At 70.4% G+C, this 16014-nt stretch carries 19 protein-coding genes; 7 read left to right on the plus strand and 12 right to left on the minus strand.

Translation table 11 applies throughout. The features are described 5' to 3' along the window. Positions 1–47 precede the first annotated feature (47 nt). The 5 genes from ACZ48Z_RS08605 to ACZ48Z_RS08625 all read right to left on the minus strand — a co-directional run bounded on the left by ACZ48Z_RS08605 (position 48) and on the right by ACZ48Z_RS08625 (position 3443). Positions 48–599, minus strand: a complete 552-nt coding sequence (locus ACZ48Z_RS08605) for a hypothetical protein (RefSeq protein WP_468735061.1) — start codon at positions 597–599, stop codon at positions 48–50. Then, positions 592–1401 carry a hypothetical protein gene (locus ACZ48Z_RS08610; protein ID WP_468735062.1) on the minus strand — a complete coding sequence of 270 codons (810 nt, stop codon included), beginning with the start codon at positions 1399–1401 and terminating at the stop codon, positions 592–594. Before ACZ48Z_RS08610 ends, ACZ48Z_RS08605 begins: the two co-directional genes overlap by 8 nt. Further along, a complete protein-coding gene (locus ACZ48Z_RS08615) occupies positions 1398–2096 on the minus strand; it encodes a WXG100-like domain-containing protein (RefSeq protein ID WP_468735063.1) in 699 nt (232 codons plus the stop codon). The genes ACZ48Z_RS08610 and ACZ48Z_RS08615 overlap by 4 nt, the downstream gene beginning before the upstream one ends. 335 nt (positions 2097–2431) lie before the next feature. Further along, positions 2432–2899 carry a hypothetical protein gene (locus ACZ48Z_RS08620; protein ID WP_468735064.1) on the minus strand — a complete coding sequence of 156 codons (468 nt, stop codon included), beginning with the start codon at positions 2897–2899 and terminating at the stop codon, positions 2432–2434. Positions 2900–2963: 64 nt separating this feature from the next. Then, positions 2964–3443: an ATP-binding protein gene (locus ACZ48Z_RS08625; RefSeq protein WP_468735065.1), complete on the minus strand. Its 480-nt coding sequence runs from the start codon at positions 3441–3443 to the stop codon at positions 2964–2966. A gap of 168 nt (positions 3444–3611) precedes the next feature. Here ACZ48Z_RS08625 and ACZ48Z_RS08630 point away from each other — a divergent pair, with 168 nt between their 5' ends. Then, positions 3612–4397 (plus strand): helix-turn-helix domain-containing protein, encoded by a 786-nt coding sequence (locus ACZ48Z_RS08630; protein ID WP_468735236.1) that lies wholly within the window; start codon positions 3612–3614, stop codon positions 4395–4397. After that, complete coding sequence (locus ACZ48Z_RS08635; RefSeq protein ID WP_468735066.1) at positions 4394–4636, plus strand: DUF397 domain-containing protein; 243 nt, start codon at positions 4394–4396, stop codon at positions 4634–4636. Before ACZ48Z_RS08630 ends, ACZ48Z_RS08635 begins: the two co-directional genes overlap by 4 nt. Here the strand turns inward: ACZ48Z_RS08635 and ACZ48Z_RS08640 are convergent. Next, a complete protein-coding gene (locus ACZ48Z_RS08640; protein ID WP_468735067.1) occupies positions 4626–4970 on the minus strand; it encodes a DUF1330 domain-containing protein in 345 nt (114 codons plus the stop codon). The genes ACZ48Z_RS08635 and ACZ48Z_RS08640 overlap by 11 nt on opposite strands. Before the next feature lie 139 nt (positions 4971–5109). Between ACZ48Z_RS08640 and ACZ48Z_RS08645 the strand changes: the two genes are divergently transcribed. Beyond that, the gene (locus ACZ48Z_RS08645; protein WP_468735068.1) at positions 5110–5472 is read left to right on the plus strand and encodes a hypothetical protein; all 363 of its coding nucleotides are present in this window, start codon (positions 5110–5112) and stop codon (positions 5470–5472) included. An 81-nt stretch (positions 5473–5553) separates the two neighbouring features. Here ACZ48Z_RS08645 and ACZ48Z_RS08650 read toward each other — a convergent pair whose 3' ends face one another. After that, the gene (locus tag ACZ48Z_RS08650; protein WP_328747009.1) at positions 5554–5859 is read right to left on the minus strand and encodes a hypothetical protein; all 306 of its coding nucleotides are present in this window, start codon (positions 5857–5859) and stop codon (positions 5554–5556) included. Positions 5860–6035: 176 nt separating this feature from the next. Here ACZ48Z_RS08650 and ACZ48Z_RS08655 point away from each other — a divergent pair, with 176 nt between their 5' ends. Both ACZ48Z_RS08655 and ACZ48Z_RS08660 read left to right on the plus strand, forming a co-directional pair. Further along, complete coding sequence (locus ACZ48Z_RS08655) at positions 6036–6827, plus strand: intradiol ring-cleavage dioxygenase (RefSeq protein WP_468735237.1); 792 nt, start codon at positions 6036–6038, stop codon at positions 6825–6827. Positions 6828–6947: 120 nt separating this feature from the next. Beyond that, positions 6948–7364 carry a hypothetical protein gene (locus ACZ48Z_RS08660; RefSeq protein ID WP_468735069.1) on the plus strand — a complete coding sequence of 139 codons (417 nt, stop codon included), beginning with the start codon at positions 6948–6950 and terminating at the stop codon, positions 7362–7364. Between the two features lie 60 nt (positions 7365–7424). Here ACZ48Z_RS08660 and ACZ48Z_RS08665 read toward each other — a convergent pair whose 3' ends face one another. Continuing rightward, entirely contained in the window at positions 7425–8075 is a 651-nt protein-coding gene (locus ACZ48Z_RS08665; protein WP_468735070.1) for a DUF4360 domain-containing protein, read from the minus strand. Positions 8076–8418: 343 nt separating this feature from the next. Then, complete coding sequence (locus ACZ48Z_RS08670; RefSeq protein WP_468735071.1) at positions 8419–8829, minus strand: MarR family winged helix-turn-helix transcriptional regulator; 411 nt, start codon at positions 8827–8829, stop codon at positions 8419–8421. A gap of 64 nt (positions 8830–8893) precedes the next feature. On the opposite strand from ACZ48Z_RS08670, the gene ACZ48Z_RS08675 reads away from it, so the two are divergent. Further along, positions 8894–9673, plus strand: coding sequence for an alpha/beta fold hydrolase (locus ACZ48Z_RS08675; RefSeq protein ID WP_468735072.1), 780 nt, complete (start codon positions 8894–8896; stop codon positions 9671–9673). Positions 9674–9715: 42 nt separating this feature from the next. Here the strand turns inward: ACZ48Z_RS08675 and ACZ48Z_RS08680 are convergent, their stop codons facing one another. Then, entirely contained in the window at positions 9716–10174 is a 459-nt protein-coding gene (locus ACZ48Z_RS08680) for an RrF2 family transcriptional regulator (protein ID WP_468735073.1), read from the minus strand. Between the two features lie 135 nt (positions 10175–10309). Between ACZ48Z_RS08680 and ACZ48Z_RS08685 the strand changes: the two genes are divergently transcribed. Beyond that, complete coding sequence (locus ACZ48Z_RS08685) at positions 10310–13306, plus strand: glycoside hydrolase family 35 protein (RefSeq protein ID WP_468735074.1); 2997 nt, start codon at positions 10310–10312, stop codon at positions 13304–13306. 173 nt (positions 13307–13479) lie between these two features. Here ACZ48Z_RS08685 and arfA read toward each other — a convergent pair whose 3' ends face one another. Both arfA and ACZ48Z_RS08695 read right to left on the minus strand, forming a co-directional pair. Next, entirely contained in the window at positions 13480–14991 is a 1512-nt protein-coding gene (arfA, locus tag ACZ48Z_RS08690; protein ID WP_468735075.1) for an arabinosylfuranosidase ArfA, read from the minus strand. Positions 14992–15057: 66 nt separating this feature from the next. After that, the gene (locus tag ACZ48Z_RS08695; RefSeq protein WP_468735238.1) at positions 15058–16011 is read right to left on the minus strand and encodes an arabinan endo-1,5-alpha-L-arabinosidase; all 954 of its coding nucleotides are present in this window, start codon (positions 16009–16011) and stop codon (positions 15058–15060) included. Between the last annotated feature and the right edge of the window lie 3 nt (positions 16012–16014).

A 16014-nucleotide genomic window follows, 5' to 3' on the forward strand; every position in this document is an offset into this window, starting at 1 on the left:
CCTCTGCTTCCCCTCGTACTCGGTGTGTTCGGTCGGCCTCTGTGTGTTCAGTCGGCGAGGCCGGCCCGCCGCAGCAGCTTCAGCCAGTCGTCGTACTCCACCAGCTCGTCGTCGACCAGGGCGAGCCGTTTGTACTCGTCGAACCTGGCCAGCCGATCCAGGAAGTACGCCTCCACACTGGGCGCGAGCTGGTCGAAGCGCTCCGCGTCGACCCAGTCCGCGCCCTCTTCCGGTGCGCCGAGGACGCCACCCGCGCGGTCGAGGAAGACCGGTGCCTCCTGGACCATCCCGACGCAGTAGAGCTTCTCTGGGGACAGGGGCAGCGGGGAGTCGACCACCGGCTCGCAGTAGAACTGGTGCTCCTCGGCCTCCTCCAGGCCGAAGAGCTGCACGGACGGCCCGCAGCTCGCGCCGTCCAGCACCCGGCAGAAGTCCAGGAACTCCCGCGGCACCCCGTCGGCCTCCGCGGCGGCGGCCGTCTCCTCGTCGATCGTCCCGCCGAGCGTGAACCCGAGTACGTCCGGGCTCTCCGCCAGCGCCGTCCGCAGGGCGTCCACGGTCGCGATCAGACGGGACGACGCCGGGCTCGCGCTAGTCATCTGGCCACCACTTGATGTCGATGTTGATCGGATTGCCGTCCGGAAGATCCTTGATCTGCGGACGTATCTGCTGCGTGCCGATGTCGTAGTTCGTCGTCCGGTCGAGCATCCGCAGGTTACGCCACGCGTCCGGACCACCTGTCTGGAGCTCGTTGACGTGGTCGGGCTGCATTTTACGGGCGGCCTGCGCGGCCTCCTCGGCGAACTCGGGGTCGTCCTTGTGGTTCCTGCGGATGAGCGCTTCCAGCGCGCCCTTGTACTTCGCGGTGATCTCCTTGTCGCGGTAGTCCTCGGTCCTGCCCTTGAACTTGAAGAGGCTCCCCTCCTCGCCGAGCCGCTGCAGGGCCCGCGCCTTCCGTTCGAAGGCCTGCTTGGGCATCCCGGGCTTCCACTCCAGGGTGACGGTGTGCGGGTCCTTGGTCGTGTCCGGCTGGTTCTTGCCGATCCCGCCGGCGTCACGGACGGTGTCCTGGTCGCGGGAGCGCTTGACGATGCTCTGGAGCATCGTCTCGATGTTCTTGTCGTTGCGCGCGTGGTTGTCGCCCATCGCCCGCACGCCCTTGGACACGTCCTGGAGGTGCTTGTGGAGCTGGTCCTCGGCCTCCTCGATGGCCTTGAGGATCTTCTCGGCACCGGTCTCGACGGCCGCCGCGAGGGCGCCCTTGCCGCGTGTCCGGTTCAGCCCGGCCCGGCTGCGGCGCAGGTGGGGGCGGGCGCCGGACTCGTGCTCGTCGGCCTGGGAGGTGATCCGGTCGGCGAGCCGTTCGTGCAGCTCCTGGTCGCTGCGCACGGTGTCGCTCACGCGGCGCCTCCCCCCTTCGCGCTGAAGGTCCCCGTGGTCCCCGTGGCGGCGTCCAGCCCCTCGGAGAAGCCCTCGCTGCCCGCGTGCAGGGTCTTTCCGGGGCTGTAACCGTCCTGCAGCCCCACGGCGTTGGCGCCGACCTGGATGACGAGGTCGGTGGCCATGTTGCCGAGCGCGGAGTAGACGGGCCCCATGGCGACGGACATGAGCTCCTCGACCAGGAGGTGCTCGGCCTCCTTCAGCAGCCGCCGCACGATGAGCCGGGTGGCCTGGGTTGCGCCGAGCGCGCCGACCTCGGACAGCCCGAGCGTGAAGGGCGCGGCGGCCTGGGCGGCGATGATCTCGGCGGCCAGGATGCCCAGTTGGACGATGGCGGCGACCTTGGCACCCGCCACCGCGATGGCGGCCCCGTCCAGGGCCACCGCACCGATGTCGGCCGCCTCACCGAGGCGCTCCAGATGTACGTCGCTGACCTTGCCCCAGTGCTGCTGGAACGCGGCGGTCGCGATGCCCTCGTTTCCTTCGAGGAACTCGCGCACGACACTCGTCGTCGCGTCCTTGCCCTGCCGCATCTGCGAGGCGAACGAACGCAGTCCGTCGGCCATGTCGCGGTAGTCGTCCTCGTCGACATTGGGCCACTCGACACCGATGAGGTCCAGCACCCAGGCCGCCTCGTCGGGCAGCACGACTCCCATCCCCGTTCCCCCTTCGCCTTGGCAGGACCATTTCAGGTCACGCGTGCGACGGCCGAACTTTACTACGGGAGGGGGGATTTGCTCAGGCTCCGGAAGGGAACGGGGCCAGTTCGCGGGGCGGGTGGGGCGGTTCCGGCTGATGAGACGGGGCATGAGCAGACCCGGTCGATGGAGGGGGATGAACGGGCCCCGGGTGCGGCGGCCGGAACTCGACTGTGACGTACGGGCCTTGGGGCACGGCGAGGGCCGGACCTCGGCGCTGACGCAGCGACCTTGGGGCGCTGGGCCGGGAACTCTGCGCTGACCGAGGACCCTTGCGGTACGAAAGCCAGAACTCAGCGGTTGCCGAAGGGACTTGCTGAACGGGATCCGCCAAGGCCTCTCGGTCCTCCCGGTCCGGAGTACCGCCAGGGCCCGGCTGAATCCCCGGAAGCCGCACGGGTCTCCGCGTCGGACCGTGACGCGCCCTGGTCTTCACCGTGCTCGCCCTCGGCACTCCGCGTACGCGCTTCCTGCCACTCCCCGAAGCGTTCGCCGGCCTCACGGGCCTCGGCGTCGGAACGCTGTTCCCCCGCGCGACGGACCTTGGCCGCCCCGGCGAACAGGGCGGTCGTGTACTCCGGGTCGGTGAAGGCCTGTTCCGCCGCGAGGTCGCCGCGCAGCACCCTGCCCGCCATCTCCCGCAGCTTCGGGTCGGGCCCGGTGCTCAGTGTGCGCAACGCGCGCAGCAGGCTGCGGGCCCGCTCCTCGTCCTTCGCGACGCCCAGCAACTCCCCCTGATCCACCTCACGCCCGTCCGCCACGCGAACCCTCCCCCTTCTTCACACCGGTCGCCCCAGTATCCAACAGCCGCCGGAGGGACGGGAGTCACCGTCGCCGACCGTGTGAGGACAGCGTGGCGGCGGTGGTGCCACTGGGCAGATCGACCTCGGCGCGCACCGTCTTCCCCGGCGGTGGCTCCCGGTCCCGCACCTCCCACCGGTCGGCGAGCGCGTCGACGAGGACGAGCCCGCGGCCCCCGTCACCGAGCAGCCGCATCGGCCGTACGGCGGGAAAGGGCTCGTCGCGGGTGTCGGTGACCTCGATACGGACACTGCCGGTGACGAGGGCGAGCCGCAGCTCGAAGTCCCGCCCGGGGACCCGGCCGTGGGTGACGGCGTTCGCGGCGAGCTCGGCGACGATCACGGCGACGGCGTCGGAGACCGGGGTGCCGTGCGGGATGCCCCAGTCGTGCAGCTGGTTCAGGGCGAGGTGGCGGGCGAGGCGGGCACCTCGCGGGGTGGGGCTGAGGCGCTGGGCGAACGTACGTACGGTAACCGGGGGTTGGTGGGGGTGAGGTGCGGTCATGGACCCAATCTGGGGTCCGGAAGGGCGCTTCACCAGGTGGGGCGCGCGTACGCTGCGGCAGCGTACGCGGTCACGGACTGGACAGTACGCGTGACGGACCGTGACCATGGGCGCGGGAGGTGACCGACTGTGGTCGATGGTGGCGGTGAGCCGGAGTCGTCGGACAGCATGCGGACGTTCGGGGCGGTGCTGCAAGCCCTGCGGGAGCATTCCGGGTTGAGCCGGGAGGAGTTCGGCGACCTGGTGGGGTTCTCCAAACACACCGTGGCGTCGGTGGAGTTGGGCCGCCGGATGCCGGATCTGGTACTCGTGGAGCGGGGCGAGGAGGCGACGGGGAACACGGGGGCGTTGCGGAAGTCGTTCCCGAAGCTGGCCCGGCAGCCGGGGTTGGCGGCGTGGTTTCGGCAGTGGGCGGGGCTGGAGGCGACGGCGATCACCCTGTACACGTATGAATGCCGGTTGATTCCAGGGCTGTTGCAGACGGAGGCGTATGCGCGGCAGCTGTTCACCGACGAACTCCCGCCGCTGGACGACGAACAGATCGAGGCGCAATGGGTCGCCCGGGCGGAGCGGCAACAGTTGCTGCGGGAGCGGCCGAACACCACATACAGCTTCATCATCGAGGAACACCTGCTTCTCCGTCGCACGGGCGGGACGGAGACGACGCGCAAACTGGTCGAACACCTGCTGGAGACATCCGAGTTGCGAAACGTCGAGATCCAGGTCATGCCATCGGTACGCGAGTCGCACGCCGGACTGCATGGCCCCATCCGCCTGGCGGAAACCTCGGAGAACCAGTGGTTCGCCTACAACGAGGGACAGTTGAGCGGCTTGTTGATCTCCGACCCGAAAGCGGTCAGTGTGCTCCAACGGCGGTATGCCAGGATGCGTTCACAGGCTCTCACCATCTCGGACTCCGTGAGCCTGTTGCAGCGGATGCGAGGGGACCTATGAGCACCAGTGAACTGGCCTGGTTCAAGAGCAGCTACAGCAGCGGCTCCGGTGACGACTGCGTCGAGGTCGCGCTCTCCTGGCGTAAGTCCAGCTACAGCAGCAGCGGTGACGGCGACTGCGTCGAGGTCGCCGCCTGCCCCGCCACCATCCACATCCGCGACTCCAAGAACCCGGACGGTCCCCGCCTCACCGCCTCCCCCGCCCCCTGGGCCGACTTCCTCGCCCACCTCACGAAGTGAGCGCGTCCCGCATCCTCTTGGCAGTGACCGCAGGGTCGTAGCCGTCGGGGACGCCCTCGACCAGGATGATGTCGGCTTCGATGTGCCGCGAGCGCAACGGGGCGATCTCCTGGTACGCGGCGGAGTCCCACCACGCCCGGGCCTCGGCGATTCCCGGGAAGCCGATGACGACCACGGGCCCTGTCCAGCCGCCCTCCCGCACCTCGTGCTCGGTGCCGTGCACCAGGAAGCGGCCGCCGTACGGCTCGAAGGTGCCGGTGATCCGCTCGATGTACTCGGCGATCTCCGGATGCGGTGCGACCTCACGCAGGTGGGCTATGGCGTAGGCGGTCATTGCTGTCCTCCTGGTCGGTGCGACTGGCTACGCCGGTGAGCCTGGCACGCTGCCGGACCGGGGTCGATGACCTCAGAGGTAACCGGCGTCCACGAAAACCGCCTCGCCGACCGTCGTACCCCCCGGGTACGTTCGCCCCGTGTGCCACTACGCCGAGACCTCGTACAAGCTGCACTACGCGTGCGTGTCCTGCCGCGTGGCGTTCAAGCGACACCCGGCTCGCGGCGGACACCGTTGCCCCAACTGCTCCCGGCCGATGGCCTGCGCCGGCCACGACTTCGCGGCACCCGGGCGCCGGGACGTCGAGGCGTGGACCGTGGTGGCCGCGGTCCTCGCCGCCGGGCTGCGCTACGAGGGCTTCGAGCCCTGCGGCTGCGGCCGTGAGCCGAGGTTCCGGCCCCGGACGCGAGCCCAGCTACGAGCGCGCCGCATCGTGGCGTCCCGGACCGGGACTCCCCTGGCCGACGTGCTGGAACGCCCGGACCCGCAGATCCCCGCGTGACCTGACCGCCGGGGGCCGCCCGCTCACCTCCATCCCGTGACGGAGGACGCGGGCGACCCCACGGCGGTGGTCAGCCAGGCGTCAGCCGACCGCTCGTTCCGGTCCCAGCGTGGCCTCCAACCGCTCCCTCCACCCCGCATCCGCGAGACCCGCCCCCACCAGCACGTCCCGCCAGTCCTCCTTGGCCAGCTGAACGGCGTCGAGGATCCGGTCCACCCGTCCCTGTCCGCACAGCAGGGTCGCGGCGGCGATCCGTTCCTTGTCCTCCTGATCCCCCCGGTCGGTCAGATGGTTGACCAGTTCGGTGAGGAGATCCCCGACCACCTCGCCCTCCCGACCGGGGAAGTCCTCGGCGATACGCCGTTCGACCCGCACGGTAAGCCCCATTCACCCTCCTTGTTGTCATACGCCCCGATAAGCTACCGCGTCCGCCCCGGAGCACCCGGCAACCTGTCTCGCAAGAAACTTGACGGTCCCGCACTTTGCCGAACCCACAGCTCACCGACAGCCACCGTCCTTGAGATGCCGTGTCCATGACAGACACCCCCATGAACGACGCCCCCATGAACGACACCGCCCCGCGGGACGCCGCCGACGCGCCACGCAACCCGATCGGCCGCCGGACCGTCCTGGTCGCCACCGGTGCCACGGCCGCCACCCTCGCCGTGGGCGCCGCCGTCGCCCGGACTCCCGCGGCCCGGGCGACGGACACGGCCGACACCGCCCCCGTCGCCGCCGCGGCGGTCTGCACCCTCACCAAGGAGATGACCGAGGGCCCCTACTACCTCGACGGACAGTACGTCCGCGCCGACATCACCGAGGGCAAGACCGGCTTCCCCCTCAAACTCGCCCTCACCGTCGTCGACGACGACACCTGCGCCACGATCAGCAACGCCCTCGTCGAGATCTGGCACTGCGACGCGCTGGGCGAGTACTCCGGTTACGTCGGCGCCAACGGCCACAGCGAGCCCGACAGCGGCACCTTCCTGCGCGGCGGAGTCCTGACCAACGCCAACGGGGTCGCCAACATCACCACGGTGTACCCGGGTTGGTACGTGGGCCGCTGCGTGCACATCCACGTGAAGGTGCACGTGAACGTCACGCTCACCTCCGACGGCTCCTTCACCGGCGGCACCGAACTCCACACCGGACAGCTCTTCTTCGACGAGACGGTCACCGCCAAGGTCGGCGCGCTGTCGCCGTACTCGGCCAACAAGGTCACCCGCACCACCCTCGCCCAGGACGGGATCTACGACGACCGCGGCGCCGCGTCCGGCCTCCTAACCCTCACCGCCCTCGGCAGTTCGCCCTCCGCCGGTTACACCGGCACGCTGACCCTCGGCGTCGAGCGCTGACGCGACGACTCATCCCCACGCGCCCTGGGCGACCGTAGGCCGCAATCACGGTGGCCCAGGGCGTGCGCCTCCGGCTTGATAACCTCCGCCTCCACGACGACGGGGAACGGGAGACGGGCGATGACGGAAGCTGGACCGGTGGGACCGGCGGGGCCGGCCGGGTCGGCGAGCGCTCCGGGAGCCTGGTCCGCGGGCATGCGGTCCGGCGTTCCCGTCGGGGGGCTGGTCGCCCTGGTCTCCGTCACCGCCATCGGCAGGGTGTGGGCGGACTGCGACACCGGCGTCAACACGGCGGCCAACAGTCTCGCCCTGCTCCTCCTCGCACCGCTCATCTGGATCGCCGCCGCCCTGCCCTGGGTCGTCCTGCACGGCACCCTTGGCAGGCGTCACCGCGGCGCGGCACTGGCCGCGGGGCTCGTCTTCACCGTGTGGTTCACCTGGTTCCTGGTGACCTGGCTCGGCATCCTGGACTCCTACCCGGACCCGATATGCCCGGGCAACGTCCCGCCCTGGTGGCCGAGTCACCTCCCCTCCTAACCGGCGGGGGCCGTCCGCCACCCCACCGGGTGGCGGACGGCCCCGTTCAGCTGTCCCGGCTCACTTGCCCGGGCACGGCTGCCACGCCATGTGGTACACGGTGCTGATGTCGCCGTCCGTCGAGTCCATCGTCATGAAGCTGACCTTGGACGGCGAGGAGGAACCCGCGTTGACGCGGATCTCCGTGTTGATGTTGAAGTTGCGCTGAACTCCACAGGGGGCCCAGACCAGTTGGGCCCAGTCGGTGGTGTCGGTCGCCTGCCAGTTGTCGTTGTAGACGCCGGTGAAGCTGTGGGTCTTGAAGGCCGTCTGCGAGGAGCCCTGGAAGTAGTACGAGGCTCTCTGCACGGCGCTCGCGCCGGACTGGAGTGCGGCGAAGCCGCGGTAGTCCGCCTGGGCGATGGCGTACGTGAAGCCCGACGGGACGTGCACGATCAGGTTGAGCTGGCAGTTCTTGCGGAACGCCGTGGGGTCGGAGTTGCCGCCGACCTGCGCGAGGTAGTCGCTGTAGGTGACCGTGAACGCGGTGTTGTCCTCGGAGACGGCGACGGCCGCCGTTCCCGCGGGACAGCCGGAGCCGTTCACCGTCGCGACGTTGATGACGATCTTGTCCGGGGGCGGGTCGACGAACCCGCCGGACGGGTTGTGCGCGGGCATCGCCGCGGTGACGAGGGCGGCGATGGCGCCGCCCAGGAGCAGTCCACTTGCCATGGGGGGTCTCTCCTCTGCGCTGAAGTGTTGAAGCGTGGAGAACCTGTGTGTTTTCTGTGGAGCACCGCGGCGATCGAATCGTAGGGAGCGCCCTGTGGCACAGCCAGGGCGAACTCCGGCCATTCACCCCGGCCCATTCACAACCCCACCCATGACGGGTGCCGCGCCACGCCCGAACTCGCTTGGAAACAGGGGTGGTTGAGCGCCACATCCCTCGGCTCTGGCGTCTCCGACGGGTACACGGCCACACTGACCGTCGGCGTCAACTCCGGCTGACCGGCGGCCCGTTCCGCACACACATGGGCGCGGCGTCCCGGCTGAGGCGCCACGCCCGCCCGGCGCCTCAGCCGCCCTCGACCTTCCGCAGCAGCCCCAGCAGCGTCTCCCGCTCCGCCTCCGCCAGACCCTCGAAGCACTCCGCGAGCACCGCGTCCGCCACCTCGTGACCGGCCTTCAGCACGCGCTCCCCCTCGACGGTGAGGTGGTGCTCGATACGGCGACCACGCCCAGGGCGCCGATCCAGCAGGCCCTGGGCCACCAGGCGTCCGGCGAGCGTGCCGAAGGCCTGCTCGGTCTGGAACGTCGCCGCCGCCAGCTCCCGCGCACTGGCGCCGGGCCGGCGGCCGATCGCCCGCAGCGCGTCCCACTGCGCGAGTGTGCTGCCGACGGACGCGAGGCGGTTGTCGAGCGTCCGGTGCTGGCGGTACTGGACGGCCTTCACGGCCCGCCCGAGGTCCTGCAGTTCAACGGCCATGCCCGTCAGCCTAACACCCTGACTAAGCTTGCTTATATAAACATCCTTAGTTATGGTTCCGGGCATGACGACGAACATCAGCACGAACACGATCACGACACTCACCGAATCCGGCCCCGCCACCGGCCGCCCCGTCCTCGTCCTGCACGGCGGCGGCGGTCCCGCGACCGTCGCCCCGATCGCCGAGCACTTCGCCCGGACCGCCTCCACCCTGCTGCCCACCCACCCCGGCTGGAACGGCACTCCCCGGCCCGACGACCTCACCACCGTGAGCGGCCTCGCCGCCGGCTACCTCCGCCTCCTGCGCGAGCGCGGACTGTCCGACGTCCTGGTCGTCGGCTCCTCGCTCGGCGGCTGGATCGGCGTCGAACTGGCCGCGGCCGACACGGAGGGCCTGATCAGCGGGCTGGTCGTGATGAACTCGGTCGGCATCGAGGTCGACGGCGAACCGGTGCGGGACTTCTTCGCCCTCGACGCGCGGGGCGTCGCCGAGTACGCCTTCCACGACTCCGAGCGCTTCTACGTCGACCCGGCGACCGTCCCGGCCGAGCGACTCGCCGTCATCCAGGGCAACATGGCGGCCCTGCGCGTCTTCTCCGGCGGGCCCGCCATGAGTGACCCCGCCCTCCGCCCCCGCCTCGCGGCCGTCACCGTTCCCACCCTCGTCCTGTGGGGCGAGAGCGACCGCATCGTGACGCCGGCCTACGGCAAGGAGTACGCCGCGTCGTTCCCGGACGCCCGCTTCGCAGTGGTGGCGGAAGCCGGTCACCTGCCCCATCTCGAACAGCCCGCGCGCACCTTCGCCCTGCTCGACGACTTCGCCGCGCGGACCGGGCGCAGCTGAGGTGCCGGGTCGGCCCGAGAGCGACCCGGACACCCGTGAGTCCTACGGGTTCTCCCAGGCCGCCGGCTCGGCCGCCAGCTGCCGCACCGGCTCGGGCAGCGCGTCCTGCGCGATGTCCGCGATGGTGACGCCCTCCAGGATCTTGCGGACGTTGGCCCGCAGGGCGACCCACAGCGGGAGCAGCGGCTGCGCGGAGCCCGTGTACTCCAGGCCGGTGGGCCGCTCGCCGCGCACCGACACGATGGGCCCGTCGACGGCCCGGATGACGTCCGCGACGGTGACGGCCGACGCCTCGCGGGCGAGCCGGTAACCACCGCCCCCGCCCCGCCTGCTGTCGACGATTCCGCCGCGCCTGAGGTCGCCGAGAATCCCCTCCAGGAACTTGTGCGGAATGTCCTGGACAGCGGCGATGGCCTCGGCTTTCACCGGCCCCGCGTCCTGCCTCACGGCAAGCTCCAGCACCGCCCGTACCGCGTAGTCCGCCCGTGCAGAGATCCTCATACGGCAATTGTGCGGCGTCCGGCCATAGAGAATGGCCACATCACAATGACCCCACCACTCACAGCACGGGCGAATCGGCCGGGCGGACGGGCCGGGGGCGGACACAAGGAACGGGCACGACCAGGAGGCGCTCCCTTGGAGCTGAGCAGACGTACATTCAGCGCCCTCGCCGGCACCGCGGCGCTCGGCTTCGCGCTGAGCGGCAGCGGTGGCGAGACCACCCGGGCGTACGCCTCCCACAGCGTGCCGACCGGGCCCGCGCCGGGCCCGCCCACCGCCGACCGGCTGCGGCACAAGGTCGGCTTCGACGAGTACTCGCTGCTGGTCGACGGCCGGCGCCTGGTGCTGTGGTCCGGCGAGATGCACCCCTTCCGGCTGCCCAGCCCGTCGCTGTGGCGGGACGTCCTGCAGAAGATGCGCGCCCACGGCTTCAACGCGGTGAGCGTGTACGTCGCCTGGAACTACCACTCCCCCGGCCCCGGCCAGTACGACTTCACGGGCGTCCGCGACCTCGACCTGTTCCTGCGCACGGCCACCGAGACCGGCCTGTACGTGATCCTGCGCCCGGGCCCGTACATCAACGCGGAGGTCGACGGCGGCGGCTTCCCGGGCTGGCTGACGGCCACCGCGGGCCGGGCCCGCACCTCCGACCCGACCTATCTGTCGTACGTCGACGAGTGGCTGGGCGAGGTCGACGCCATCGCCTCCCGGCACCTGTTCACCAAGGGCACCGGCACGGTCCTGCTCTACCAGATCGAGAACGAGTACGACGCCTTCGTCGACGAGCCCCTCGGTCGGGACTACATGTCCCACCTGTACAAGAAGGTGCGCGCCGACGGGATCGACGTCCCGCTGTTCCACAACGACAAGGGCAGGAACGGCTACTGGACGCCCGGCACCTTCAACACCGGCGGCCAGGAGCACGGTTGGCTGTACGGCTTCGACGGCTACCCGGTCCCGGCCGAAGTGCCGCCGGACTGGGGTCACTTCGGCGAGGGCGGGCTGAAGGGCGGGGCCACGGCCAGTCCCTCGACGCCCGGGTTCCTCCCGGAGTTCGGCGGCGGCTGGTTCGACCCGTGGGGCGGGGCCACCTTCGACGGCAAGGGATACGCCGAGGCACGGCGGACCCGGGACTCGGCCTACGAGCGGCGCTTCCAGCTCACCAACCTCGCCAACGGCATCACCGTGCACAACGTCTACATGACCTTCGGCGGCACCTCCTGGGGCTGGCTGCCCGCACCGCAGGTCTACACGTCGTACGACTACGGGGCGGCGATCGACGAGGCGCGCAGGCAGACCCCGAAGCTCGCGCCGACTCACCAGCTCGGCCAGCTCCTGCGTACCGTGCCGGACTTCGCCAAGCTCGACCGGGCGGACGCGGTCCGGGCCGCGGACGAGCGGCTGAAGGTGTACCACCTGACCAACCCGGACACCGGCTCCCATGTGTACGTCGTGCGCAACGACACCGACGCGCCGATCACGACCACGATCCCGGACGCCGGGATCGACGTGGCGTTCACCGTCGCCGCCCATGACGCCCGACTGCTCACCGCCAACCTGCAACTGGGCGTGCGCACGCTCAAGTTCGCCACCGCGCAGCCCATGATGTACCTCAGGGTCGGGCGGATGGACGTCGCCGTGTTCACCGCCCCGCACGGCGAGATGGCGCAGGTCCTGATGGAGTACCCGGAGGAGCCGCTGGTCTATCGGGGCGACGCGGAACCCGCGTGGAACTACGACCTCGGGATCCTGCGGGTCACCGCGCCCATGGGCGTCGGCGGACTGACCCGGGTATTCGTCGAGGGCGGTGGCAGCGAGACCCCGCTGCTGCTGGTCTTCGCCGACGACGCGACCTCGCTGCGGCTGTTCCCGCTGGACACTCCTACCGGCACGGTGCTGGTGTACGGCCCCTCGCTGGTGCGCGAGGCCACCCTGGACGGCACGACCGCCCACCTGACCGGCGACACCGTCGAGGCGACGGGCATGGAGGTGTGGGGGCCGCGCGGCATGGAGCGGATCACCTGGAACGGGCGCCCGCTGCGCACCTCCGCCACCCCCATGGGCAGCCTGCGGGCCGACATGCCGCCGACGCCGGGGCAGCTCCCGGTGCCCGCCGTGGGCGAGGTGCGGCTGCCCGCGCTGAGCGGCTGGCGGCGCCGTGTCGAGAACTTCGAGGCCGCCCCGGACTACGACGACTCCGGCTGGACGACGGCCGACCGCACGAGCTCGTACAGCGTGACCCCGGTCCCGGACGGCGGGCCGGTCCTCTTCGCCGACGACTACGGCTTCCACTACGGGGACGTCTGGTACCGGGGACGGCTGACGGACGCGGACGACCTGGAGTCGGTGTCCCTGGCGTACAGCACGGGCACGCAGGGACTGCTGATGGCGTGGCTGGACGGGAAACCGCTGGGCACGCACCGGATGCCGGTGCCGGACAAGGGCACCGCACGGAAGGGGAGTTGGGCGGCGAAGGCCGTCTTCGACGTACCGCCGGCCTCCGGAAGGTCCCCCCGGGTCCTGTCCGTCCTCGTACGGCGGATGGCGCACGACATGGACGGCGGGTCCGCCGACTCCCACAAGGTGGCCCGGGGGTTGACGGCCGTCACCTTCAAGGGCGGTTCCCCGAAGGCGAGTTGGCGCATCCAGGGCGAGTCGACACCCGACCCGGTGCGCGGGCCGCTCAACAACGGCGGGCTGTACGGGGAGCGCAAGGGCTGGCATCTGCCAGGGTTCGCCGAGAAGGGCTGGGAGGCGGCGGAGTTCCCCCGCGCCGACCGGCGCCAGGGTGTCACCTGGTACCGGACGACGTTCCGGCTGGCCGTCGACTCCGGTATCGACGCCTCCATCGGCCTCACCCTCGACGACGACCCGGAGCACGCCTACCGCGTCCAGATCTTCCTCAACGGCTGGAACATGGGCCAGTACGTCAACGACGTGGGCCCGCAGCACACCTTCGCCCTGCCGAACGGCATCCTGCGCACCCGCGGCACCAACACCCTGGCGCTGGTGGTGCTGTCCGACGGGACGACGGAGTCGGGGCCGAAGGACGTACGGCTGAAGGCGATGGGTGCCTCGGCCGGAGGAGTCCCGGTGACACCGGTGGACTCCCCCGGCCTCGGATCCGTCTAGGGGCGGTCGTCGCATTCCCGTCGTCCGCCCGGAGGGCGGGCCGCGCGGCGTCAGGTGCGTGCTCTCGGCGTGCCGGACGCAGGCCCTCGTACTGGTTGTACGTGGGTCTGTGGCCGGTGCGGCGAGAGGGCGTGCATGGCGTCGCGCGGCAGGCGGGAATGCGACGACAGCCCCTAGGCCAGCCGGATCACGTTCCAGGACAGCGGCTCCAGTACGGCGGTGAGGGTGCCGTCCTGGAGCGCGGTGCCCTCGGCCGGGTGCGGGGCGACCCGCTCGGGGGTGTCGAGGGTGTTGCGGGCGTCCGGGTCGGCGTCGGCGAGGACGCTGTGCTCGACGACGCTCGTCAGGTCGAGGCCGTTGAGGGCGACTTCGAGCGGCAGTGCCTCGCTCCGGCTGCGGTTGACCGCGAACACGGTGACCGAGCCGTCCTCGGCGCGGACCGCCGTGGCGTGCAGGAGGTCCGTCTCGCCGTACTTCTTCGTCTCGTGCGTCGGCGAGTCGACCCGCACGTCGAGGACCTCGCCCCGGCCGTACCGCGAGGCCTGGGCGAACGGGAAGAACGTCGTCTGGCGCCAGGCCGGGCCGCCCGGCTCGGTCATGATCGGGGCGATCACGTTGACGAGCTGGGCGAGGCAGGCGACGGTGACGCGATCCGCGTGCCGCAGCAGGGCGATGAGGAGGGAACCGAAGAGGACCGCGTCCAGGACGCTGTAGTTGTTCTCCAGGAGACGCGGCGCCTCCGCCCAGTCCCGCGTGCCGGAGTTCTCGATCTCGTGCCACTCCGAGATGTACCAGACGTTCCACTCGTCGAAGGAGAGGTTGATCTTCTTCTTCGACTTCAGCTTCGCGCCGATGTGGTCGGCGGTGGCGACCACGTTCTCGATGAAGGACTCCATGTCGACGGCGGAGGCGAGGAACGAGTCGACGTCACCGTCCTCGGGCTGGTAGTAGGCGTGCAGGGAGATGTAGTCGACGAGGTCGTACGTCTCCTCCAGGACCGTCGCCTCCCAGGCGGCGAAGGTCGGCATGGACTGGCTGGAGGAGCCGCAGGCGACGAGTTCGACGCCCTGATCGATCTGGCGCATCGCGCGGGCGGTCTCGGCGGCGGTCCTGCCGTACTCCTGGGCGGTCTTGTGACCGGTCTGCCAGGGGCCGTCCATCTCGTTGCCCAGGCACCAGAGGTTGATGCCGAAGGGGTCCTTGTCGCCGTGCGCGGCACGGAGGTCGGACAGGGCGGTGCCGGCGGGGTGGTTGGCGTACTCCTGGAGTTCGAGGGCCTCGGCGACGCCCCGGGTGCCGAGGTTGAGGGCCATCATGGGCTCGGCCTGGGGGCCGATCTTCTTCAGGAAGGCGATGTACTCGGAGAGACCGAAGCGGTTGGTCTCGGTGGAGCGCCAGGCCAGGTCGAGACGGCGGGGGCGGTCCTCGGCGGGGCCGACGGAGTCCTCCCACTTGTACCCGGAGACGAAGTTGCCGCCGGGGTAGCGGATGGCGGTGACGCCGAGTTCGCGGACGAGGTCCAGGACGTCGGTACGGATGCCGTCCTCGTCGGCGGTGGGGTGGCCCGGTTCGAAGATGCCGGTGTAGACGCAACGGCCGAGGTGTTCCACGAAGGAGCCGAAGAGGCGGGGGTTGACTTCGCCGATTTTGAAGGCGGGGTCGAGGGTGAAGCGGGCGGTGCTCATGTGGGCCTTTCGGGTTCAGATTCGTCTGCAGGTGGTTCGTGGCTGGTCGCGCAGTTCCCCGCGCCCCTAAACCGGTTCTGGCCAGCCGTTTCTTGTCCAGTTCAGTTTGTTCAGGCCCAGCTTCGGGGTGCCGTTGTCCTCTGCGTCGTAGAAGTGGTACGCCAGCCAGTCCTGGCCCCTTGCCCTGAACACCGACTCGCCTCCTGTGCCGACGTACCTGCCGTGGCCTGCCAGCAGCAGGTCGCCGCCGCCCTCCAGGAGCGGCTTGCCCGTGCTGTCCACGTACGGGCCGGTGATCGTCGTAGACCTTCCGACTCTGATCTTGTACGTGGAGTTCGCTCCCGCACAACAGGCGTCGTACGACGCGAAGAGGTAGTAGTAGCGGCCGTGCCGGACGATGGCCGGTCCCTCCACCGCGTACGGGGCGTCCGGGCGGGTGGCCAGGTGGTGGACGGTGGCGTCGGGGCGGGCCTTGCCCGTGACGGGGTCCAGCTCGACCATGCGGATGCCGGTCCAGTACGAGCCGAACGACATCCACAGCCGACCGTCCGCCCGGACGATCGCCGGGTCGATGGCGTTGAAGGAGTCGCTCGTCCCGGAGGTGAAGACCTTGCCGTGGTCGGCCCAGGTGCCGGGGAGGCCGGACGGGGACGTGGCCACGCCGATCGCGGAGTGGTTGGTGCCCCAGGACGAGACGGCGTAGTAGAGCCAGTACCGGCCGGCTCGGTACGACACGTCGGGCGCCCAGGGATCACCGGTGCCGTTGTACTCGTACCACCAACTCGGCGGCTCGGCGAAGGCGTTGCCCGCGTCGTTCCAGTGGCGCAGGTCCTTCGAGAGCCGGGCGCCGATCACGCCGCCGGTCGAGTAGGCCACGTACTGGCCGGACTTGAGCCGCAGGACGGTCGGGTCGTGGATGATCTGCTGGCCGGTGATCGGGAGCGGGTCGGGGTAATTCCCCTCGGCCTGGGCCGTGTTGGGGAGGAAGGCCAGAAGGACCGCCACCGCCACGGCCGTCATCGC

The sequence above is a fragment of the Streptomyces sp. NPDC031225 genome, assembly GCF_055570355.1.